This is a genomic window from Flavobacterium sp. LPB0248, from assembly GCF_013388355.1.
GTDB lineage: Bacteria > Bacteroidota > Bacteroidia > Flavobacteriales > Flavobacteriaceae > Flavobacterium.
In genome coordinates this window covers 483756-505845 of record NZ_CP058246.1, presented here as the reverse complement: position 1 = coordinate 505845, position 22090 = coordinate 483756, and the positions used below count along the sequence as shown (strand labels likewise).

The window sequence follows — 22090 nt, the reverse complement described above, 5'->3', positions numbered from 1 at the left end:
GAATGAGGTAAGATTAAAATCTATTGAGTTAATTTTATCTCGTTTGTATGCGGAAATTTGATAAACAGATAAACTCAAAAGATATGAAACGAGAAGATTCAAAACATGAAACCGACAATATAAAAAGATATCAAGAGGAAGGTTATACTGCTAATTACATATTCGAAAATGATCGTTTAGTAGACTCAGAAACTAAAGAGGTTTATAATCCTGAAGATGTATTTATTGTAGCGCATCATCGATATGAAGGAATGAGCGATCCAGATGATATGTCAATTTTATACGTTATCGAAACAAAAGATAAAAGAAAAGGAACTCATTTATTAGGATACGGTCCAATGGCCGATTTGGAAGAAGCAGAATTTTTTAAAGACATTCCGAAAGCCAATTATGCTAAAAATGCAGACATAAACGAATTGACTTAAAAGAATAAAAATAGATTGGTATTTTTATTTTGCTGATGAGCAGTTGTTTCAAATTTATTTGAGGCAGCTGCTTTTTTTTTTAGGTGCAAAGGTTCAGAGGAACAAAGGATCAGAGGTTTCTATTTGAAGTTTGTTTTTGTTTAAAGAGGTTTAAGAGGCTAAAGACAGGCTTTTGAATCTTACTAAATCATTCGATTTTAAACCTTTGAACCTTTGTTCCTTTGAACCTTTTTGCTTTCCAAATATAAATTATGAAATATCTTCCAAAAATTGTATAAAGAGTTGAAGGTTAATATAAACGAAATTTGGATTATAGAAATGAAGTAAAAACCAAAGTTAGTTTTTGTACGTAAATAAGTACTAACCACTTTATTAAAACCAAACCATATAATGAAAAAACTTTACATAAATACTGGAAGCTTTGATGCTGTTTTTAACAATTTGAAAGATAGTTTTGGCGGAAACTTAAAAGTTACTGCCAATGAATACAAATTGACAATTAAATCAAAATGGGCAACAGGAAGCATTTCTGGAGTGCGTTTTGAAAAAGAAATGACGTATCTCAACTTTGATTTGGCTTTTAATCAAGACGTTAATTTAAGTATCGAATCTAATCCATTTGCGCCTGTGTTTTTTGCTTATTGCGAAAATGGAAATGTCTTGCACAGTTTTGGCGCAAACGGAGCTGTTAAACGCTTAAAAAAGCAACAGTCTGGTATTATGAGTAATTCTTCTTCAATTAATAGCGTGTTGTATTTTGAAAGCCACAAACAGATTCAGTTTTCATTGATTGGAATGCCAACTAATAGAGAATCAAAAGAAGCCGATGTTGATTTTATTGCTCAAGTTAGAAAGAGATTTACGTGCGAATCTGGAAATTATATTTATATCGGAGCTGAGAATTTAAAAATAGGCGAGAAGTTTCAGGAACTTAAGGCAATTCCAAAGCAAGGAACTGTTCGTTATCTGCTGATGAAAAGCATCTTGCGAGATATTTTAGAGTTGGAGGTAGCGCAGCATAGTTACAATTATTTAACTCCGTTTGTTCCGATTTTGAATTTCGCTATTAAACAGCTAGGCGAAATCAGAAAACTTTCAGAAATAAATTTGGGAGCAGTTATGTCGCCAGTACTATTCTTTAAAAGAAGCTTGCAATCGCGAACTTTAAAAGAAAAGTTGCATTTAGAATTAAAACCTTATAATCAAAAATTAGCTAGCTAGTAAGCAATATTATATTCTTCAATTTCTGAAAAAACAGCTTCATCCGAGCTGTTTTTTTATGCTTATTCTTTTTCATAATAAATGATAAAATAAACCATAATGAGATTTAAAACGAAAGAAATACTATTGGTCAGAATAATTGGAAGGTCTTTTTTAAGAATTCCGTAGACAATCCAGACCGCAATTCCAAAGGTTAAAATGCTGAACATTCGTAGCGAAATTTCTTTTACTTTCTTAGTTTTCCAGACCTTTATAATTTGCGGAATCGTAGATAGTGTAATACAAGCTCCAGCAAAAAGTCCGATGATATCTATATAATTCATTTTTCTTTTTTTAAGGTTCTAAGCTCCTAAGGCGCTAAGGTTCTGAGGTATTCGTTGGTTTTGTTATTAGACTCATTACATAGATTACAAAAGAAAAACTTAGAATCTTAGCATCTCAGAACCTCAGAATCTTTTCTACCCTACTAACTCACCGCCATTGATATGAATAAACTGGCCCGTAATATAACTGCTATCTTCGCACGCCAGAAATACATACGCAGGAGCTACTTCAGATGGCTGTCCGGCTCTTTCCATCGGATTATCTTTTCCGAAATCAGATAATTTATCAAAACTGGCTACGATCAGAGGAGTCCAGATTGGTCCTGGAGCAACGCCATTTACACGTATTTTCTTTTTTGCCAACATAGTAGAAAGTGATCGTGTAAAACTAACAATCGCACCCTTTGTGCTGGCATAATCTGCTAAATGCTCGCTTCCGCGAAAAGCCGTCACAGAAGTTGTATTGATAATAGAATCGCCTTCTTTTAAGAAAGCAAGTGCTGCTTTGGTGATATAAAAGAAAGGATAAATATTGGTTTCAAAAGTTTTATGGAGCTGTGTTGAAGTTATATTTTCAATTTCAGTTTGCGGAAACTGAGTTGCAGCATTATTCACAATAATATTAAGGCTCTTAAAAGTAGTATGACACTTTTTAATGGCATTTTGGCAAAATTTCTCATCTTTCAAGTCACCGCTAATCAATAGGCATTGCTGACCTTCTTTTTCGATCATTGCTTTGGTTTCTTTGGCATCTTTATCTTCTTTTAAGTAGACAATCGCTATATTGGCACCTTCACGAGCAAAATGTACCGCGACACTTCGTCCTATTCCGCTGTCTCCTCCAGTAATAAAAGCTGTTTTTCCAAATAGTTTACCGCTTCCAACATAGTTTTCTCTTATAATTTCAGGCTCGGGATTCATCATGTGTTCATTGCCGGGAAGATTTTGTTTTTGCTCGGGAAATGTTTGTTTCTTTTTCATGATTTCTCTTTTTAAGCTTTTTTAATGCAATTAAAATTAGAGGATAGCTGCAATTTTACTTGCCTTAAAAGACATTTTGTTTGCCTCAATAAAATCAAAAAGAGGTGTGTTGTATGAAAATACATCAATTAGCAAGAAAAGTTGAAATAACAAGAAATTTCTAATAAGTTAGCAATCATACGCTATGATTAAAATGACGGTAAAAGATGGGAATTTTGTAACTATTTCCGATTTAGATAAAAAACCTGCTCGTTATTTTTTTTATACATTTGGGAATTTCCACATAATTTTTAAGAGTTACTTCGGCAATTCTTTAAAAAAATAAGAAAATTTTTAAATTTCACTTTAAATTCAAGAGTTTTGATTTACAACAGATTTAGCTCCCACACGGCATGGTATTAATTGTAGACGATATAAGGGCCAATATTATTGCCTTAAAGAAAACATTAGAGCTGCATAATATCGATGTCGATAGTGCCGAATCTGGAGAAGAAGCTTTAAAGAAAATCCTAAAAACAGATTATTGTCTGATTATTATGGATGTTCAAATGCCAGGACTTGATGGCTTTGAAGTGGTAAAAATCCTTTCAGGAAATCAACGCACAAAAGACATTCCCGTAATTTTTCTTTCGGCACTTAATACCGAGAAAAAATACATTTTTAAAGGATATGAAACTGGTGCTGTTGAGTATATTACCAAGCCAGTAGACAGCGATTTGCTGATTCTTAAAGTAAAGACTTTCATTAAGATTTACGAACAGCAAAACGAACTTCGAGCTATGAAAGATCTGCTTTCTAAAGAAATCAAAATTAGAAAAGAAGCTCAGGACAATCTTGAAATAAAAATTGCGGAGAGAACGCGGGAATTGGTTCAGAAAAACGAAGAACTGGAACTCCGAAATCATGAATTGCAGCAGTTTTCGTGGGTAGTATCGCATGATTTGAATGAACCTATTCGCAAGATTCAGATATTCATTAAAATAATAAAAGATCTCTATTTAAAGGCAGACGACAAAGCGATTGATTATGTAGATCGAACGATAAAATCGGCAGAAAGAATGCAGACTTTGATTACCGATCTTTTGGCTTATTCTAGGCTTTCGGCACAAGTTAAACCTGAGAAAACAGATTTAAACGTGGTTTTACAAGAAGTGTTGGGTGATTTTGATTATCTCATAGAACGCAAAAATGCTACAATAAAAACCAGCGAACTGCCAACAATTGACAGTATTCCGAGTCAGATGCGTCAGGTTTTTCAAAATCTCATTGGAAATGCTTTGAAGTTTTCTGGAAATGACGAAAAAGCGGTAATTGAAATTACTTCGGAAACTATTTTGGAAAAAGCAATCGAAAGTCCGACTTCGCCAGAAGGAAAATTTTGCAGAATTACAGTAAAAGATAACGGAATTGGTTTTGATGAGATTTATCTTGATCGCATTTTTATTATCTTTCAAAGTTTAAACGATCGCCAATCTTACGAAGGAACGGGAATTGGACTGGCAATTGCTAAGAAAATCATAGAAAAACATAACGGATTAATTACGGCTAAAAGTAAAGTGGGAGAAGGTGCAAGCTTTATCATTGTTCTTCCTTTAAAATACGAATAAAAATAATTTAGAAATATATGAATGGTAATTTTAAAAGAAATTTATTAATCAGTTCACTAGTTTCACTGCTTGTACTTACTATTAGTTCTGTTGCCTCTTTTATTAGTATTAAAAGTTTACTAAACAGTAACTTTTGGGTAAACCATACGCAGGATGTAATCTATAACCTAAACGAGGGTTCATCGATTATTACAGAAGCTCAAACTAGTATGAGAGGATATCTGCTTACTGGAGACGAGCAGTTTGTGGACCGTTTTAATGATGCCGAAAATAAATCAAATTCTTATTTTACAAAACTGGATGAACTTACAGCTGATAATCCTTCACAGACAAAATTACTAGATGAATTACGCACCAAACGTTCTGGTTTCTTTAAATATTTGAATAATCAGATTGTCAAAAAACGTTTAAGCAAAGAAACACTGATTTTCGATTTAAATGAAGGTCGAAAAATGATGAATGACATTAGGTCAATCGTCAGAAAAGTTGAAAATACAGAACAAAAACTTTTAGATGAACGTAACTCAAATTCAAAACGTTACGGAAATTATAGTTTGGCTTTAATTGCTGTTGCTTTCTTTATAGCCTTTCTTATTTCTATTGTTTTCCTAATCAGAATTCTGAAAGATTACAACGAGAGAACTTTATTGCAGCAAGAATTAATCAAAAAAGATAAAGAAACAGCCGAAAGACTTCAAGTAATTAGCGGTATTGCAACTCAAATTTCTAAAGGAAATTATGATGTACAAATTGATGATAGAAAAGCAGATACGCTAGGTACTCTTGGATCTTCTATTCATGAGATGAAAGATTCTTTAAAAAGTTCTTTTGAATTATTATCTCAAAAAGAATGGCTTCAATCAGGCGTTGCGACTTTGAATGATAAAATGCTGGGCGAAAAAACAATTCAGAAATTATCTAAAGATGTAATCGAATTTTTGTGCCAATATACCAACAGCAGTGCAGGAGTTTTGTATGTTGTAGATGGAGAAGAATTGACTGTTACTGGTGGTTATAGTTATATACCGAGTAAAAATAGAGAACGAATCAAGAAAGGGGAGGGGTTGATTGGACAATCTATTGTTTCTGGAAAAATGTTGGAGTTAAAAACACTTTCTCCAGACGATATTCAGATCAATTATGCATTGGGAGAAATAAAACCAACCCATATCGTGGCAATGCCATTAATGGATTTCAAGATTGAAGGAGCAGTTGAGCTGGCTAGCATATACGGATTTTCGATGTTGCAGCTTGAATTCTTAAATAGCGTAGCAAATAATATCGGAATTGCGATTAAAGCGACCCAAAACCGTAAAAGAGTAATGGAACTTCTGGAAGAAACCAAATCTCAGGCAGAAGAATTACAGATTCAGCATAGCGAATTGGAAGCGATAAATGCAGAATTAGAAGCACAGACAGAAAAATTACAGGCTTCGGAAGAAGAACTTCGTGTGCAGCAGGAAGAATTGGAACAAACCAATGAAGAATTGTCTGAAAGAAGCGTTTTATTAGAAGAAAAAAACACCGAGATTCAAAAGAAATCAGAAGCTTTGGAATTGACTACGCGTTACAAATCGGAGTTTTTGGCTAATATGTCGCACGAATTGAGAACACCGCTGAATTCTATTTTATTGTTAAGCCGTTTGCTGTCTGAAAACAACAATAAAACGATGAATAATGAAGAAATCGAATTTGCAAAGGTAATTCAGAGTTCAGGAAACAGTTTGTTAGGCTTAATTGATGAAATTCTAGATTTATCTAAAATTGAAGCTGGAAAAATGGATCTGGAATTCTTAGATGTTTCAACTAAAGAAATTACAGATAATCTTCATAATTTGTTTTATCTGGTTGCAAAAGAAAAGGGAATTAATTTTGAAATTATTGCCAAAGAAGCGCCAATTGTTATTAAAACAGACAAAATGCGTTTGGAGCAGATTTTGAAAAACCTGATTTCGAACGCCATTAAATTTACTGAAAAAGGAACTGTCTCGCTTGAAATTAAAGTCGATACAGACGATGATAAAATTATCTGCTTTATTGTAAAAGATACCGGAATAGGAATTCCGATCGAAAAACAGCCATTGATTTTTGAAGCGTTCCAGCAAGCCGATGGTTCAACAAAACGTAAATATGGCGGAACTGGTTTAGGACTTTCAATCAGTCGTGAATTGGCTAAATTATTACGTGGAGAAATTATTCTTCATAGTAAAGTTAACGACGGAAGTACTTTTACATTATGCCTTCCAAAGTTAGGATTTGCTATCAACAAAGTTTCGGTAAATAAAATTCCGCATGCAGAAGAAATCGAAGTAACGACCGAAAGTGAGGAGGAAAAACCAAAATACATCAGTGAAGTTATTCCACAAGAAATTGAAGACGACAGAGATTCAATTGTCGAAGGAGATAAAGTAATTTTGATTGTAGAAGATGACATCAATTTTGCCAAATCGTTATTGGCTTTCACACAGAAAAAAGGATACAAAGGTGTAGTAGCAGTAAGAGGCGATTATGCTTTAAACTTTGCTTTAATTTACAGACCAATCGGAATTTTATTGGATATCGAACTTCCAATAAAAAGCGGATGGCAGGTTTTAGAAGAGCTAAAAAATCATTCTCATACCAAACATATTTCGGTGCATATTATGTCTTCGCATAAACTGAAACAGGAAAGTCTGCTAAAAGGAGCTGTAGATTTCTTAGACAAACCCGTTGCTTTTGACCGAATTCCAGATGTTTTCAAACGTATTGAACACATTATAAATAAAGAATCGCAGAAGGTTTTAATTATTGAAGATAACCCGAAACATGCAAAAGCACTAGCATATTTCCTAGAGACTTATAATATTAATTCGGAGATTAAAAGCGAAGTTTCAGAAGGTTTATCCTCTTTAGGAAAAGAAGAGGTAGATTGCGTAATTCTAGATATGGGAATTCCTGACAAGCAGGCGTACGAAATTCTAGACGGCGTTAAGAAAAGTCCAGGTCTAGAGAATCTTCCGGTAATTGTATTTACAGGAAAAAGCCTTTCTATAAAAGAAGAATTAAAAATTAAGAAATATGCCGATTCTATCATTGTAAAAACGGCACATTCGTACCAAAGAATGCTCGATGAGGTTTCGCTTTTCCTTCACTTAGTAGAAAATAAAAAAGAAGGAAATGCAGGAAAAGAAAGCAGTAAAAAACTGAATTCGTTAAATAATATTTTATTTGAGAAAAAAGTATTAATTGTTGATGATGACGTGCGAAATATCTATTCGCTTTCAAAAGCTTTAGAAGCATTTAAAATGAATGTCATTACAGCTTTTGACGGAAAAGAAGCAATTAAAATTCTGAACGAAAACCCAGATACAGATGTAGTGCTTTTAGATATGATGATGCCAAATATGGACGGTTACGAAACAGCAGAAAAGATTAGAAGCAATCCTAAATTTCTTAACTTAGCAGTAATCGCTGTAACAGCAAAAGCTATGACAGGCGATAGAGAAAAATGTATTAAAGCAGGAGCTTCAGATTACATTACAAAACCGGTCGATGTCGATCAGTTGTTATCGCTGCTTCGAGTTTGGTTATACGATAAAATCTAATCTTAAAAATACTGTACATGGAAAAGAAAAAAGTATTGATTGTAGATGACGATTCTAGAAATATTTTTGCTTTAGTAAATACTTTAAAAGCAAAATCTTTTGACTGTTTGTCTTGTTTAAGTGCCGAAGAAGCCCTGAAAATATTAGCAAAAGATAACTCAATTGATGCCGTTTTATTGGATATGATGATGCCAGAAATGGACGGTTACGAGGCGATTCCACTTATTAAAGCCATTCCCTCACAAGAGAATACTTTTGTAGTTGCCGTAACAGCGCAAGCTATGGCAGGAGATAAAGAAAAATGTTTACAAGCCGGAGCAGATGCATACATCTCAAAACCTGTAGATGTAGATAAATTACTTCACATCTTGGGAGAAATTTAAATGAATTATGATTGAAGATATTGAATTAGAAACTCTCATTAATGAAGTTTACGAATATTATGGTTTTGATTTTGGAAGTTATTCAAGAGCATCACTTAAAAGACGTGTAAGCAGGGTATTTACTTTAGATGGATTCAAGTATTTTCATGAATTTCTGTCTAAAGTCCGCACCGATCCAGAATATTGTAAAAAAATGATTGACGAAATAACGGTTAACGTTACAGAGATGTTTCGTGATCCGTCTTTTTATCAAACCCTTCGAAAAGAAATTCTTCCTTTACTGGGAACAAAACCTTTTATTAGAATCTGGCATGCTGGCTGTTCTACGGGAGAAGAAGTCTATTCGATGGCTATTATGCTCAAAGAAGAAGGTTTGCTGCATAAATCATTATTGTATGCAACCGATATAAACGCAACAGTTTTGGAAACAGCCAAAAGCGGTATTTTTCCGTTGAGAATGATAAAAGATTACGCCGATAATTACCGTGAAGCTGGCGGTCAGGAAGATTTTTCAGATTATTATATTGCCAATTATGGGTTTGCAAAATTTAATGAAAACCTATCGGAGAAAATGGTTTTCTCGCAGCATAATCTGGTTTCAGATACTTCGTTCAATGAATTTGACCTCATTTTATGCCGCAATGTTTTAATTTATTTTGACAATAATCTGCAGAAAAGAGTAGTCAATCTTTTTGATGACAGTCTGGCCGTTTTAGGCTTTTTAGCTCTCGGAACAAAAGAAACTATAAAGTATTCTATATCTCAAACCAAATACAAACAATTTGATAAGGAGAAAATATGGAGGAAAATAAAAGAATAACAAATTGTAAAGTAGTTATAATTGGAGGTTCGGCTGGAAGTTTGCAGGCATTATTGCAGATTTTGCCATTTTTAGATCAAGCGGTTTCTTTTGCAATTGTTATTGTTGTTCACAGAAAAAACTCAGACGAACAAACTTTAGAAGACTTAATCGCTTTAAAATCAAAAATAGGCGTAAAAGAAGTAGAAGATAAAGTAAAACTGAAACCAGGATTTATTTATATCGCGCCTTCTAATTATCATTTATTATTTGAAAAAAACGAAACCTTGTCTTTAGACACTTCAGAAAAAATAAACTACAGCAGACCAAGTATAGATGTTTCTTTTGAGTCTGCTGCAGAGGTTTATGGTGAAAATTTAGTTGGTATTTTACTTTCTGGTTCCAATTCGGATGGAACAGTTGGATCGAGAGCAATTCAAACAGCTGGCGGAATAAGCGTTGTACAGAATCCGCTTTCTGCAGATATGCCTTTTATGCCCAATAATGCCATTTTGCACACTGTACCAGATTTTGTTTTAACTACCGAAGAAATTTTGGAGTTTATAAAAGAAATAAATCAGGAATAGGAGGTTTACTGAAAAGAAGTGTCGCCCCTTTGGAGCTTTTCGGATACTTATAAAATTATTGCTATAAATATTCAGCTTCTCCGAAGCCTTTTTAAAAGCATAAAGTTTGGAATTCAGGTGTTAAAATGTAAAAACAATCTAGAAGTAGTCCCAGAGGGACGAAATATTTATAGAAAACAATAGTAAAAATAGTCAAAAGCTCCAGCGGAGCGAAATATATATTGAATTATAAAAGGCTATTTTTTCTCGTCTTCAGGAAGCACCACTTTATTTAATTCAGCTTCTTTTTCTGCTCTTTTCTGAGCTGCTTTTCCTTTTCCAATTGGCAATCCCGCAGTAACATACAAAGATCTGTTGTATTGATTGTTTGGACCATCTCCTTTCATTACAGTGACAAGTCCCAAGTAGTATTGAACGGTAATATTTAAACCATGACCAACATTCATATGATAACCTGCGCCAAAGGCAAGTCCAGCATCTATAACATGAATTTGATCTCTGATGTTTTTCTTGTAAACGACGTCATCATTGTTGATTTCTTTTGTAAACTCATCAAAAGCTTTGGCTAACAAACCAAATTGTGGACCAGCTTTAAGGTAGATGTTATTTTTAAATTGATATTTAATTAATATCGGAACATTAAAATAACGAATTTCACGATTTACATGCCCGCCAGCAAAAGTATTATCCAAATTTTCATCATTCAAAGAATACACCGGAATATCTTTGGCGCCCATAGGCGATTTTACAATTACTCCCGTATTGATCATCCAAGCTGGATTTTTCTTAGACCTAAAGTCAAAGTAAAAACCAAGATTGAATCCTGGGTTTAAAGCAGAAGAACCCATATTGGAAATGGTAGAAAAATTAGCACCGCCTTCCAAACCAAATTCTAAAAACTCCGAATTGAGTTTATCTCCAAATATCAAGGAAATCAAGACTTGGGATTGTGCTGTGGTAATACAAAAGAAAGCGATAAAGATCAGAAAACCTTTTTTCATATGATTTCTGAATTAAAGTCCAAAACGATACTGAAGACTGCCCAGAACTTGTGTGCGTGAACCTAAGAAACCGGCTTCTGCGCGAAACATAACGTGTCGGCTGAATTGATATTGAGATCCTATAATAAAGTTCCACATATCTTTTGGTCTTTTTTGAAGTGAATATTGAACCGATGAATCTGAAGCTGTGCTTAATGCTCCGTCTAGGGTTGCTAAGAATGTTCCTGCTCTATCTAAAGCTCTATCGGCAGTGTTATGTTTAGCAATATTAACCGGATTTTTTTGTTCAGCTGGAGTCAAACCATCCCACCAGTTATCTACTTTTGTCTGATTGTCAGATACTTTTTGAAGTCCGCTGTCTACTTTAGCTTGGGCACTACTTAGATCAATAAAATCAGATAAAGGCAAATCTCCATTGGTATCTCCAGAAATATGAACTCTAAAAGCTCCAACCCAAACCGCTATATTGGTGTCTGGTTTATTGAATTTAAATGTTTTACCTAATCTCGGACCAAAAATATAAGAGAATGCAGGTTTGTCAAGAGAACTAATATCGGTCCAAGCCATGTTCATATCCAGAGCAAACCAACCACCGCCAATACCAATTGTTGGCGTCATACCTATACCAAAAGTGGTAGCGTCAAAATTGGCTTTAGTGCTAAAATTGGCAATTTCAGACCAATTATTATCTGCGTCTGGCACCCAAATGCCAGCATTGATTTTAGTTGAAGTTTTGGCTTTTCCAAAAATTCCATAAATATTTAAAAAGGGAAGCAGCCATACATCAGGTCTAATCGTTAGCGCACCAGCTTCAACTGTTGATTTATCAAATCGTACAATTTCATCTAAATTATATTGAGGGCCATGATTAAAACCAATATTTAAATCATTAATAACAATTTCAGATTCCTGCCAAAAATAATTAACAGAAACTCCTGCAGAGTATGGAAGTTTATAGCCTTTCTGTGCTACTTTTTCTCCCCAGATTGGTAGTGCGTAAGGGTATTTTTCGACTTTAAGACTATCTTTTAAATCTTCATTTTTTTTACCTACAATTTTATCGGTATAAACCTGCGCAAAAATTTGCATGCTGAATAGTAATAAAAAGGCTGATATTAGTGTATTACATTTCATTGATTAGAGTGTTTTTAATGTTAATTAATTAAACTGCGAAAAATAAATATGTACTAATGCTATTGTGGGAATCTTTTTATTGGTATGCGATATAGGTTTGTATTATAATTAAAGGTTAAGGCTTAATAATGTGTTAATTAGTGTTAAAGTTAACGAAATTTTCTTACCTCCGACAAAAATTAAATGAGAAAATGATAAAAGCTTTAAAAATAATTTTAGGATATTTTTAAGTATTTTTCTTTTTAGGAATTATTGCCATTAATTATCAATTTAAAAAATAATCGTACTTTTACCACTATGAAATGGATAACAATCATATTATCAATTTACCTGCTGGCATTATCTAATATGCCATGTGCGGATATGGAAGTAAACAGCACTATGCATAAAACCGCCCAGTTTGCTTCAGAAGACAATCATTCGCACGACAAAAACAATGATTTATGTTCTCCTTTTTGTGTCTGCAACTGCTGTGGAGCACAAGTTTTAAGCTACCATTCTGCTGTAAGTTTTGAATTCCCTAAAACTTACAATCAAATTTCAATTGCCTTACCGAGTTACAATTCTGTTTTTATTTCCAATTTCTACGGAAGTATTTGGCAGCCACCTCAAATAGTATAATGATTATGCCTGTTCCTATATTTTAGGAAATGGGCGAGAGAGTTGTGGACTTTCCACACATTTACAGACAATTTACTTGTCTAATTTCTCATGTCATTATATATTCAAATGTTAGATAAAATCATTCAGTTTAGTATACGAAACAAATTCGTTATACTACTATTTACCCTAGTGCTTATTGCTTGGGGAAGCTATTCGCTTAAAAATTTACCGCTCGACGCGCTACCAGATGTAACCAACAATCAGGTTCAGATTATTACAACGGCGCCAACATTGGCAAGTCAGGAAGTCGAACAATTAATTACATATCCTTTAGAAAGAGCGGTTAAGACAGTTCCTAATATTATTGAACTCCGTAGTATTTCCCGTTTTGGACTATCGGTTGTTACTGTTGTCTTTGAGGATGATGTTGATATTTATTGGGCGCGCGAGCAGATTTTTCAACGCTTAAAACAAGCCGAAGAAAATATACCAGATTATGTAAATTCTCCAGAATTAGCGCCAATTTCTACAGGATTGGGAGAAATTTACCAATATGATGTTTATGCTAAAAAAGGGTACGAAAACAAATACAGCGCTGTAGAACTGCGAACCATTCAGGATTGGATTATTATTCCGCAATTGCAGGGAATCCGAGGTGTTGCCGACGTAAGTACTTGGGGCGGAAAATTGAAACAGTTCGAAATTGCCGTAAATCCGAATATGCTGAACAGTCTCGGTGTAACGATCACTGAAATTTTTGATGCTTTAGAAAAAAACAATCAAAATACAGGTGGAGCATACATCGAAAAAGATCAGTACACTTATTTTATTCGAGGTGTCGGAATGGCAAAAGGCATAAAAGACCTTGAAAATGTTGTAGTTAAAAACCGAAACGGATCGCCAGTTTTGGTGCGTAACGTGGCGCAAGTACGCGAAGGAGTAGCGTTGCGTTATGGCGCTTCAACCAAAGACGGAAAAGGAGAAATTGTTTCCGGAATGGTTTTAATGCTCAAAGGAGAGAATTCTAGTGCTGTTGTAAATCGCGTTCACGAAAAAATGGCTCAGATTAACAAAAGCCTTCCAGAAGGCGTTGTTGCCGAGGCTTTTATTGACAGAGGAAAACTGGTAGACAATTCTATTAGAACGGTTGCGAAGAATTTATTAGAAGGAGCGTTAATCGTTATTTTCGTTCTGATTTTATTCTTAGGAAATCTTCGAGCGGGATTAATCGTTGCTTCTGTAATTCCACTAGCAATGCTATTTGCTGTTATTTTAATGAATGCCTTTGGCGTAAGCGGAAACCTGATGAGTTTAGGTGCCATAGATTTTGGAATCATAGTCGACGGAGCCGTCATCATTGTCGAAGCCACGATGCATCATCTGCAGCAATTCAAAAACAAAAAAGAATTAACGCAGGAAGAAATGGATGCTGAGGTTTATAATTCGGCTTCAAAAATTAGAAACAGCGCCGCTTTTGGTGAGATAATTATCTTGATTGTGTATCTGCCAATTCTAGCTTTAATTGGAACCGAAGGAAAAATGTTTAAACCAATGGCGATGACGGTTGGTTTTGCCATTATTGGTGCATTTATTCTTTCGCTGACTTATATTCCGATGATGAGTGCTTTGTTTCTTTCTAAAAAAACAGAACACAAAGAAAACTTCAGTGATCGCATGATTGCATGGCTAGAAAGCCGTTATACGCCTTTGTTGAAAAAAGCTTTAGAGTTTAAAAAAGTAGTGCTTTCTGTTGCGATTGGGTTATTTGCTTTTGCCTTTATTGTTTTTCAAAATATGGGAGGCGAATTTATTCCGACAATCGAAGAAGGCGATTTGGCAATCAATGCTACGATTATGACGGGAAGTTCGCTTACGCAGATGGTGGAAACTACAACCAAATACGAACAGATTTTAAAAGCTAAATTCCCAGAAATTAAAACGATTGTCACCAAAATAGGAAGTGGTGAAATCCCGACGGATCCGATGCCAATAGAGAGTGGGGATTTAATTATTGTTTTAAAAGACAAAAAAGAATGGAAAGGCAAATATCATAATTGGGAAGAATTGGCCAATGCCATGAAAGAGGAAATGGAGATTATTCCTGGAGCCAATATCGAAATTTCTCAGCCTATTCAGATGCGTTTTAATGAGCTAATGACGGGAAGCCGTTCTGATATTGCGATCAAGATTTTTGGTGACGATTTGGAAATCTTAGATGCTAAAGCGACGGAATTGATTTCGAAAATAAAAGGAATCGACGGAATAGGTGATTTAAAAGCTGATAAAGTAACAGGATTGCCTCAAATTACCATCAAATACGATTATGATAAAATCGCGTTGTACGGACTGAATATTTCAGATATCAATCAAATTATTCGTTCCTCTTTTGCGGGAGAAGTAGCTGGAAAGATTTATGACGAAAGCAAGAGATTTGATGTGGTAGTAAGAATGGACGAAAATAATCGTGCTGATATTACAGATGTCAGTAATTTGTTTATTCCGCTTCCGAGTGGACAGCAAGTGCCGCTTTCTCAGGTTGCTTCTGTTGATTATGAACAAGGTCCTGTGCAAGTTATCCGCGAAGACGGAAAAAGAAGAATTACGGTTGGATTGAATGTTCGCGGAAGAGACATTAAAAGTGTAGTCGAAGAAATCCAGGCAAAATTGGATAAAAGCTTTAAACTTCCAGCGGGTTATTATGTGACTTACGGTGGACAATTCGAAAATCTGATTGAAGCTTCAAAAAGACTTTCTGTAGCTTTGCCAATTGCTTTGGGACTAATTTTGGTCTTGCTGTATTTCACTTTCAAAAGTGCCAAACAAGCATTGCTGATTTTTAGTGCGATTCCGCTATCGGCGATCGGAGGTGTTTTTGCGCTTTCGCTGAGAGGAATGCCGTTTAGTATTTCTGCCGGAATTGGGTTTATCGCCTTATTCGGAATAGCAGTTTTGAACGGAATTGTATTGATTTCGTATTTCAATCAATTAAAGACAGAAGGAATTTTAGATCCGTTTCAGCGCGTTCTTATCGGAACCAAAACTCGTTTGCGTCCTGTTTTAATGACTGCAGCAGTAGCTTCATTAGGATTTTTGCCAATGGCCTTATCTACAAGTGGAGGAGCAGAAGTACAAAAACCTCTAGCGACCGTAGTAATCGGCGGATTAATCTCGGCAACTTTATTAACCTTAATCGTTTTGCCGATTTTGTATTTATTGTTGGAGCGTGGGTTTAACCGCAAAGAACGCTAAGGTTTACGCAAAGCACACAAAGAAAAATTTAAAGAAAATGAAAAATTTATTATACAGTTTAAGAAAGATAATCTTTGCGAACTTCGCGCATCCTTTGCGGACTTTGCGGTTAAATAAGTTGCTATTAGCAAATAAGGTTTTGTGTTTAAGTGGATTTCTACTAGCAAGTACAGTAACATTTGCACAGCAATCCATAAGTCTAGAAAAAGCAATAGAGCTAGCCAAATCGCACAACGTCGACTTAAAAATCGCCGATAAAGAAATCGAAAAACAAACCGTTCTCAAAAAAGCGGCTTTTCAGCCTGATCCGTTGCAAGTGCAATATCAAGGCGGTCAGTTTAATAGTGCCGATTACGATCATAATGTTTCGGTACAGCAGTTTTTTCCGTTAGGGAATATTACAAAAGCCAACCGACAATTGCAGGAAGAATTGGCAAAACTGGCAGAGAAACGAAAAGCTTTGTCTTCGTATGAAATTGAGAAAGCGGTGACATTGGCCTATTATCAATATTTGTATGGTGTTTCAATCCAGAAACTCAACTCAGAATTGAATGATATTTATACGAAGTTCTTGAAGAACGCCGAACTTCGTTTTAAAACAGGAGAAAGCGGGAATATTGAAGTAATTAGCGCAAAAGCCAAAGTAAAAGAAATTGAGACGCAGAAAGCACAGTTAGAATATGACTTGGCAATTTATCAGAAGCAATTGCAGTTTTTTATCCAAACAGATGAAAATGTAATTCCAGATTCTAATACTGTTTTGCAATACACCTTTGCAGAAAATCAGGAAAATACAAAAGCAGAAACGCTAATGACCGATTTTTATCAGCAGCAGATTTCGGTTTATCAAAAAGAAGCGGGAACGTTTAAAGCTTTGCGTACGCCCAAAGTAGGATTAGGGTATTTTGCTCAAACCATCAATACCGAATCTTTATTTCAAGGATTTACAGCCGGATTGCAGATTCCGTTATTTGGTGGTGTTAATACGACAAAAGCTAAAGCAGCCGAAATCAGTATCTCGCAATCGCAATTAGCTTTAGATCGAAATAAAATGATGCTGAATCTGCAGAAAGAAGAATTACAGAACAATTTCAAAAAACAGCAGAAAAACTTAGCGTATTTTCAAAATGAAGGTTTGCATTATGCCGATCAGATTATTGAAACGGCTCAGAAAAGTTATGCTAATGGCGATATGAGTTATTGGTCGTATATCAGCTTTTTAAATCAGGCCATCGATATAAAAAAGCAATTTGCAGAAGCGACACACAGCTATAATCAAAGCGCTATCGAACTTCAATTTCCAACTATCAAAAACAATTAATCATGAAAAATATATCTAGTTATTTAACCGCAAAGAACGCTAAGGTTTCGCAAAGAACACAAAGTTTAATTTCCTTGCGCGCCTTGCTCCCGATAGCTATCGGGATTGTTTGCCTTGCGGTTACTTTAGTAGCTTGTAATGAAAAAAAGACCGAGGAAACAAAAGAAGAAGAAAAATCTACTACAGAAGTGGCGTTAAGCGCTTCTCAATACAAAACAGTTGGAATAGAAACTGGTATTGTAGAAGATCGTAATCTGAATAAAGTAATCAAAGCAAATGGTTATACAACTGTTCCTCCACAAAACTCAGCTGAGGTTTCGACTTTAATTGGCGGAACGGTAAAAGATATTTTTGTTTTGGAAGGAACCTATGTCAACAAAGGAAAAGTATTGGCAACGATTCAGAATCTGGAAGTTATAGGAATGCAGGAAGATTATCAGTCGGCGGTTGCAAATGTAGAGTATTTGCAGTTAGAATATAATCGTCAGAAAACGTTGAGTGATGAAAATGTGAATCCGAGAAAGACTTTCCAGGAAGTAAAAGCCAAACTAACAGCTGAAAGAGCCAGAGCTCAAGCAGCAAAAAACAAACTAGATGCTTTGCATGTTAATACAAAAGGAACAACATCTGTAGTGCCGATTGTTTCGCCAATAAATGGTTTTGTTGGAAAAATTAATATTGCCAAAGGTGCTTTTGCTAATACAGGAGTTTCGCTTTTTGAAGTGGTTGACAACAGTCAGATGCATTTGGATTTGAATGTATATGAGAAAGATTTAGGTTCGATTTCTATTGGTCAGGTAATTGATTTTGTCTTAACAAATCAGTCCAATAAATCGATTAAAGGAAAGATTTTCGGAATCAATAAATCTTTTTCAAATGAAAGTAAAACAGTTGCAGTACATGCCAAAATTGATCCGGCTGATGCGAAAGGATTGATTCCAGGAATGTACGTTTCGGCAAATATTAATATTACCAATGCAACTGTTCCAGCACTTCCAAAAGATGCTGTGGTTCGAAATGCCGATAAATATTTTGTTTTTGTTCAAGAAGAAGGACATGCAGAAGAAAAACATGAACACGCAGCAGGCAAAAAAGAAGAAGCGCACGAGGAAGAAATTCATTTTAAAGCTGTAGAAGTAATTCCAGGCACAACCGATTTAGGGTTTACAGAAGTTAAATTCGTTGATAAGATTGATCCTCAAGCAAAAATTGTTACAAAAGGTGCTTTTTATCTGCTTTCTGCAATGAAAGGCGGCGGAGAGCATGAGCATTGATTTTTTTTTAAAGATGCTGAGACACTAAGGTGCTAAGATGATGAGTTTTTTCTCATTTTATGTCATTTCGACGAAGGAGAAATCTCCACGAGAAGCTCGACAAAGATTGGGTTTTCGGTGCGGAGTTACTTGTGGAGATTTCTCCTTCGTCGAAATGACAAATAGAACGTTTAATTCTCATTCAGTAAAAAACTTAGTGCCTTCGTGTCAACAAACTTTACCGCAAAATGCTTAAATTTAGGGCATTATTTAAACAAAGTTTTGCTAACCTGAAACATGAAACGTGAAACTTTAAAAGTTAAAAAAGTTATCCATGATACATCAAGATAAAGAAGTAAAAACGATAAAAAATAGAGTAAAACCCTCCTGTAGCTGTTCACATGACGAACCCGTGCACTCTGATAATGATGGGCACAATCACGAAGGGCATGATCATGAACATAACGCAAACGGCAGTCTTTTTCAATTGTTTCTGCCATCAATTATATCCTTTGTTTTATTATTAATCGGAATTGGTTTAGACAATTATTTTCCGCAAGATTGGTTTAAAGATTATATTAGAATCGTTTGGTATGCAATTGCCTATCTTCCGGTTGGATTTCCGGTTTTAAGAGAAGCTTACGAAAGCATTGTAAAAGGAGATGTTTTCTCTGAATTTTTCCTGATGTGTATTGCCACAATTGGTGCCTTTGCCATTGGAGAATATCCAGAAGGTGTAGCTGTTATGCTGTTTTATACCATTGGGGAAACCTTTCAGGGAATGGCGGTTAACAGAGCCAAATCGAGTATTAAAAGTCTTTTAGACCAGCGCCCAGATGAGGTTCATGTTTTAGAGAATAATGTAGCGGTAAAAGTCAAAGCCAAAGACGTTCAGATTGGAGCGGTTATTCAGCTTAAAGCAGGAGAAAAACTAGGATTAGATGGTGTTTTGCTATCAGATTCGGCTTCGTTTAATACAGCCGCTTTGACAGGAGAAAGCAAGCCAGATACTAAAAAGAAAGGCGATATAGTTTTGGCCGGAATGTTAAACGGTAGCACTATTGCAGAAGTAAAAGTAACAACAGCTTACAACGACAGTAAACTGTCTAAAATTCTGGAGTTAGTTCAAAATGCTACAACAAAAAAAGCGCCAGCGGAATTATTCATCAGAAAGTTCGCGAAAATTTATACCCCAATTGTAGTCTATCTGGCAATTGCGATTTGTTTGCTTCCAATGCTTTTTGTTGATAATTATGTATTTAGTAATTGGCTGTATAGGGCTTTGGTTTTCTTGGTTATTTCTTGCCCTTGTGCTTTGGTTATCAGTATTCCGTTGGGTTATTTTGGCGGAATCGGTGCGGCAAGTAAAAACGGAATCCTGTTTAAAGGCAGTAATTTCCTTGATAGTATTTCGACAATTCAGAATGTGGTGGTAGACAAAACGGGAACCATGACCGAAGGTGTTTTTGAAGTTCAAGAAGTCATTATAAAACCCGAGTTTGATCAGGCAGAAATCTTAAAACTGGTCAATGCTTTAGAAAGTAGAAGCACGCATCCTGTCGCAACGGCCATTCATAATCATGTTGGGGCAATAGATCCTTCTGTTGAACTGAAAGATATCGAAGAAATTTCAGGCCATGGATTGAAAGCTTCTTATAACGAAAAAGAGTTGCTGGTAGGGAACTTTAAGCTTTTGGATAAATATGTGATTTCGTATGATATTGATCCGTCTTCAATTGTTTACACGACGATTGCAATTGCTTACGGAGGTCAATTTGCAGGCCACCTTACAATTGCCGATGAAATTAAAGAAGATGCTCAAGAAACGGTTTCAAAACTAAAAGCATTAGGTGTTAAACTTACTATGTTGAGTGGAGATAAAGCTAATGTCGTTCAGTTTGTTGCAGATAAAATCGGAATTAAAAGTGCTTTTGGAGATTTGCTTCCAGAAGATAAAGTCAATAAAGTCAACGAAATTAAAGCTAAAAACGAAACAGTGGCCTTTGTTGGCGATGGTGTAAACGATGCGCCGGTAATTGCTTTGAGTACAGTTGGAATTGCAATGGGAGGTTTGGGTAGCGATGCTGCGATCGAAACAGCAGATATTGTTATTCAGGACGATAAACCCAGTAAAATTGCAATGGCAGTCAATATCGGAAAACAGACCAAGAAGATTGTCTGGCAGAATATTACACTCGCTTTTGCCGTAAAGGCTTTTGTGCTAATTCTTGGTGCTGGCGGACTTGCCACCATGTGGGAAGCCGTTTTTGCTGATGTTGGAGTAGCGCTGTTAGCGATATTAAATGCGGTTCGAATTCAGAGAATGAAATTTTAAGATAAAAAAAGCCCGATTCGTATGAATTGGGCTTTTTACTTATTTCTTTAAATGTTTTTGCTCTTGAATTTCTCCATTGCCAAAAGACCAGTTTTCATGACCATTATTCTCCAGTAAAACAATAATTATGTTGTTGATTAAGATTTCAGTTGAAGCTGAAATTTTTGAGGCAATTTGGTGATATAGCTTTTTCTTTTGTTCTAAAGTTCTTCCTTGTCCTGCAGTTATTTGCACAAAAATGATTTCGTCAGAATGTGAAATTCCTAAATAACTCTTAGGATATTTTATCTGATGAGGCTCTAGTTCTTCAATCACATGAAAATAATCATCGACAGGAATATTAAATTCTTCGATTAAAGATTGATGAACAGCTTCAGAAATAGTATTTTTTGTTTCAAGAGAAAGCTTTTTGGGAAGACTGATTCTAACAAATGGCATTTTGATTCATTTAAAAGTTATATAAAAATACAGAATTTAGAATTGCCAGATTATTAAAAATCCAATTCAATTATGTTTTCATTATTCTCTAAAGTAATTTTCACCGGATTACTTTCAGAAGGAATTTGAGTTGGATACCAATTTCTAGTAGGTTGCACCAAAATTAATAAACCTTCATGATCGCCAATTGCAGCAAATTTATCGGTATTGGTATTTTGAGAAAAGAAATGCAATCCGTGTTCTTCAATTAATTGATTTCCTAATTGTAATGGACTTTCCGTAACAATTCCGATTTCGCTAATGCTTAAAATGGATGCAGAGTTGAATTCGCCAATTTGTTCGTTGTTAAGATCGTGTCGGGCAATGAATTCGAGTAAATTTCCATTGTGATCAAAGAAATAAATAGAATGTGCATTCCAATTTTCGAAATTCGTAACGACACTTTTATCTTCTAAAACAATTAAATCAACTTTGTCTTTGCACCATTCAATAGCTTCTTCAAGCTGATTTTCAGGAATATTGAAAGCAAAATGATATATGGAATTAAACTCCTTGTCTTCGACAAATTTTAAAATCGAAGTTCCAGCCTGAAATGTTAGCGATTTTTGGTCATTTTCAAGAATGAAAAGCCCAAAAATGTTCTGATAAAATGCTTTCGTTTTTTGAATATCGTTTGTTTTAATTTGTATCTGATCTATTCTCATGACAATAATTTTTTATAAAAGAAAAAAGTTTCTTTTGAATGGTAAACAAATTTAGAAAATGCCTGTGATATCAACGATGCGACGCTATTTTATACATCAATGAAAGTATAGTAAATAAGTATTGGCTGAAGCAAAATCGCAT

At 35.0% G+C, this 22090-nt stretch carries 18 protein-coding genes; 12 read left to right on the top strand and 6 right to left on the bottom strand.

Going from position 1 to position 22090, the window contains the following annotated elements; translation table 11 throughout:
- Positions 1-83: 83 nt before the first annotated feature.
- Both LPB248_RS01870 and LPB248_RS01865 read left to right on the top strand, forming a co-directional pair.
- Positions 84-425: a hypothetical protein gene (locus LPB248_RS01870; RefSeq protein ID WP_177209914.1), complete on the top strand. Its 342-nt coding sequence runs from the start codon at positions 84-86 to the stop codon at positions 423-425.
- A 390-nt stretch (positions 426-815) separates the two neighbouring features.
- On the top strand, positions 816-1646 hold the full coding sequence (locus tag LPB248_RS01865) for a hypothetical protein (RefSeq protein ID WP_177209913.1): 831 nt from the start codon (positions 816-818) through the stop codon (positions 1644-1646).
- 62 nt (positions 1647-1708) lie between these two features.
- Here the strand turns inward: LPB248_RS01865 and LPB248_RS01860 are convergent, their stop codons facing one another.
- Complete coding sequence (locus tag LPB248_RS01860; protein WP_177209912.1) at positions 1709-1969, bottom strand: SemiSWEET family sugar transporter; 261 nt, start codon at positions 1967-1969, stop codon at positions 1709-1711.
- Between the two features lie 135 nt (positions 1970-2104).
- Positions 2105-2950, bottom strand: a complete 846-nt coding sequence (locus LPB248_RS01855; protein WP_177209911.1) for an SDR family oxidoreductase — start codon at positions 2948-2950, stop codon at positions 2105-2107.
- A 392-nt stretch (positions 2951-3342) separates the two neighbouring features.
- Here LPB248_RS01855 and LPB248_RS01850 point away from each other — a divergent pair, with 392 nt between their 5' ends.
- Genes LPB248_RS01850 through LPB248_RS01830 form a run of 5 tightly spaced genes read left to right on the top strand, consistent with a single transcriptional unit; the run spans position 3343 to position 9910 of the window.
- On the top strand, positions 3343-4557 hold the full coding sequence (locus LPB248_RS01850) for a response regulator (protein ID WP_177209910.1): 1215 nt from the start codon (positions 3343-3345) through the stop codon (positions 4555-4557).
- A 17-nt stretch (positions 4558-4574) separates the two neighbouring features.
- Positions 4575-8141, top strand: a complete 3567-nt coding sequence (locus LPB248_RS01845; protein ID WP_177209909.1) for a response regulator — start codon at positions 4575-4577, stop codon at positions 8139-8141.
- 17 nt (positions 8142-8158) lie between these two features.
- On the top strand, positions 8159-8524 hold the full coding sequence (locus LPB248_RS01840; RefSeq protein ID WP_177209908.1) for a response regulator: 366 nt from the start codon (positions 8159-8161) through the stop codon (positions 8522-8524).
- Positions 8525-8531: 7 nt separating this feature from the next.
- Positions 8532-9344 (top strand): CheR family methyltransferase, encoded by an 813-nt coding sequence (locus LPB248_RS01835; protein WP_177209907.1) that lies wholly within the window; start codon positions 8532-8534, stop codon positions 9342-9344.
- Positions 9323-9910, top strand: coding sequence for a chemotaxis protein CheB (locus LPB248_RS01830; protein WP_177209906.1), 588 nt, complete (start codon positions 9323-9325; stop codon positions 9908-9910). The genes LPB248_RS01835 and LPB248_RS01830 overlap by 22 nt, the downstream gene beginning before the upstream one ends.
- 236 nt (positions 9911-10146) lie before the next feature.
- On the opposite strand, the gene LPB248_RS01825 is transcribed toward LPB248_RS01830, so the two are convergent.
- The gene (locus LPB248_RS01825; RefSeq protein ID WP_177209905.1) at positions 10147-10911 is read right to left on the bottom strand and encodes a porin family protein; all 765 of its coding nucleotides are present in this window, start codon (positions 10909-10911) and stop codon (positions 10147-10149) included.
- 12 nt (positions 10912-10923) lie between these two features.
- Positions 10924-12045 carry a hypothetical protein gene (locus tag LPB248_RS01820; protein ID WP_177209904.1) on the bottom strand — a complete coding sequence of 374 codons (1122 nt, stop codon included), beginning with the start codon at positions 12043-12045 and terminating at the stop codon, positions 10924-10926.
- Between the two features lie 297 nt (positions 12046-12342).
- Between LPB248_RS01820 and LPB248_RS01815 the strand changes: the two genes are divergently transcribed.
- The 5 genes from LPB248_RS01815 (at position 12343) to LPB248_RS01795 (ending at position 20806) form a co-directional block, all read left to right on the top strand.
- The gene (locus LPB248_RS01815; protein WP_255462994.1) at positions 12343-12666 is read left to right on the top strand and encodes a DUF6660 family protein; all 324 of its coding nucleotides are present in this window, start codon (positions 12343-12345) and stop codon (positions 12664-12666) included.
- Positions 12667-12774: 108 nt separating this feature from the next.
- On the top strand, positions 12775-15897 hold the full coding sequence (locus tag LPB248_RS01810) for an efflux RND transporter permease subunit (protein WP_177212493.1): 3123 nt from the start codon (positions 12775-12777) through the stop codon (positions 15895-15897).
- Between the two features lie 37 nt (positions 15898-15934).
- A complete protein-coding gene (locus tag LPB248_RS01805) occupies positions 15935-17218 on the top strand; it encodes a TolC family protein (RefSeq protein ID WP_177209903.1) in 1284 nt (427 codons plus the stop codon).
- Between the two features lie 2 nt (positions 17219-17220).
- Positions 17221-18492: an efflux RND transporter periplasmic adaptor subunit gene (locus tag LPB248_RS01800; protein ID WP_177209902.1), complete on the top strand. Its 1272-nt coding sequence runs from the start codon at positions 17221-17223 to the stop codon at positions 18490-18492.
- Positions 18493-18805: 313 nt separating this feature from the next.
- The gene (locus LPB248_RS01795; RefSeq protein WP_177209901.1) at positions 18806-20806 is read left to right on the top strand and encodes a heavy metal translocating P-type ATPase; all 2001 of its coding nucleotides are present in this window, start codon (positions 18806-18808) and stop codon (positions 20804-20806) included.
- Between the two features lie 39 nt (positions 20807-20845).
- Here LPB248_RS01795 and LPB248_RS01790 read toward each other — a convergent pair whose 3' ends face one another.
- Together LPB248_RS01790 and LPB248_RS01785 are read right to left on the bottom strand one after the other, a co-directional pair.
- Positions 20846-21244: a tautomerase family protein gene (locus LPB248_RS01790; RefSeq protein ID WP_177209900.1), complete on the bottom strand. Its 399-nt coding sequence runs from the start codon at positions 21242-21244 to the stop codon at positions 20846-20848.
- Between the two features lie 53 nt (positions 21245-21297).
- Positions 21298-21948 (bottom strand): VOC family protein, encoded by a 651-nt coding sequence (locus LPB248_RS01785; RefSeq protein WP_177209899.1) that lies wholly within the window; start codon positions 21946-21948, stop codon positions 21298-21300.
- Between the last annotated feature and the right edge of the window lie 142 nt (positions 21949-22090).

Coding starts and splice junctions, on each gene's coding strand:
- LPB248_RS01870 (WP_177209914.1), top strand. CDS start 84: ATGAAACGAGAAGATTCAAAACATGAAACCGACAATATAAAAAGATAT.
- LPB248_RS01865 (WP_177209913.1), top strand. CDS start 816: ATGAAAAAACTTTACATAAATACTGGAAGCTTTGATGCTGTTTTTAAC.
- LPB248_RS01860 (WP_177209912.1), bottom strand. CDS start 1,969: ATGAATTATATAGATATCATCGGACTTTTTGCTGGAGCTTGTATTACA.
- LPB248_RS01855 (WP_177209911.1), bottom strand. CDS start 2,950: ATGAAAAAGAAACAAACATTTCCCGAGCAAAAACAAAATCTTCCCGGC.
- LPB248_RS01850 (WP_177209910.1), top strand. CDS start 3,343: ATGGTATTAATTGTAGACGATATAAGGGCCAATATTATTGCCTTAAAG.
- LPB248_RS01845 (WP_177209909.1), top strand. CDS start 4,575: ATGAATGGTAATTTTAAAAGAAATTTATTAATCAGTTCACTAGTTTCA.
- LPB248_RS01840 (WP_177209908.1), top strand. CDS start 8,159: ATGGAAAAGAAAAAAGTATTGATTGTAGATGACGATTCTAGAAATATT.
- LPB248_RS01835 (WP_177209907.1), top strand. CDS start 8,532: ATGATTGAAGATATTGAATTAGAAACTCTCATTAATGAAGTTTACGAA.
- LPB248_RS01830 (WP_177209906.1), top strand. CDS start 9,323: ATGGAGGAAAATAAAAGAATAACAAATTGTAAAGTAGTTATAATTGGA.
- LPB248_RS01825 (WP_177209905.1), bottom strand. CDS start 10,911: ATGAAAAAAGGTTTTCTGATCTTTATCGCTTTCTTTTGTATTACCACA.
- LPB248_RS01820 (WP_177209904.1), bottom strand. CDS start 12,045: ATGAAATGTAATACACTAATATCAGCCTTTTTATTACTATTCAGCATG.
- LPB248_RS01815 (WP_255462994.1), top strand. CDS start 12,343: ATGAAATGGATAACAATCATATTATCAATTTACCTGCTGGCATTATCT.
- LPB248_RS01810 (WP_177212493.1), top strand. CDS start 12,775: ATGTTAGATAAAATCATTCAGTTTAGTATACGAAACAAATTCGTTATA.
- LPB248_RS01805 (WP_177209903.1), top strand. CDS start 15,935: ATGAAAAATTTATTATACAGTTTAAGAAAGATAATCTTTGCGAACTTC.
- LPB248_RS01800 (WP_177209902.1), top strand. CDS start 17,221: ATGAAAAATATATCTAGTTATTTAACCGCAAAGAACGCTAAGGTTTCG.
- LPB248_RS01795 (WP_177209901.1), top strand. CDS start 18,806: ATGATACATCAAGATAAAGAAGTAAAAACGATAAAAAATAGAGTAAAA.
- LPB248_RS01790 (WP_177209900.1), bottom strand. CDS start 21,244: ATGCCATTTGTTAGAATCAGTCTTCCCAAAAAGCTTTCTCTTGAAACA.
- LPB248_RS01785 (WP_177209899.1), bottom strand. CDS start 21,948: ATGAGAATAGATCAGATACAAATTAAAACAAACGATATTCAAAAAACG.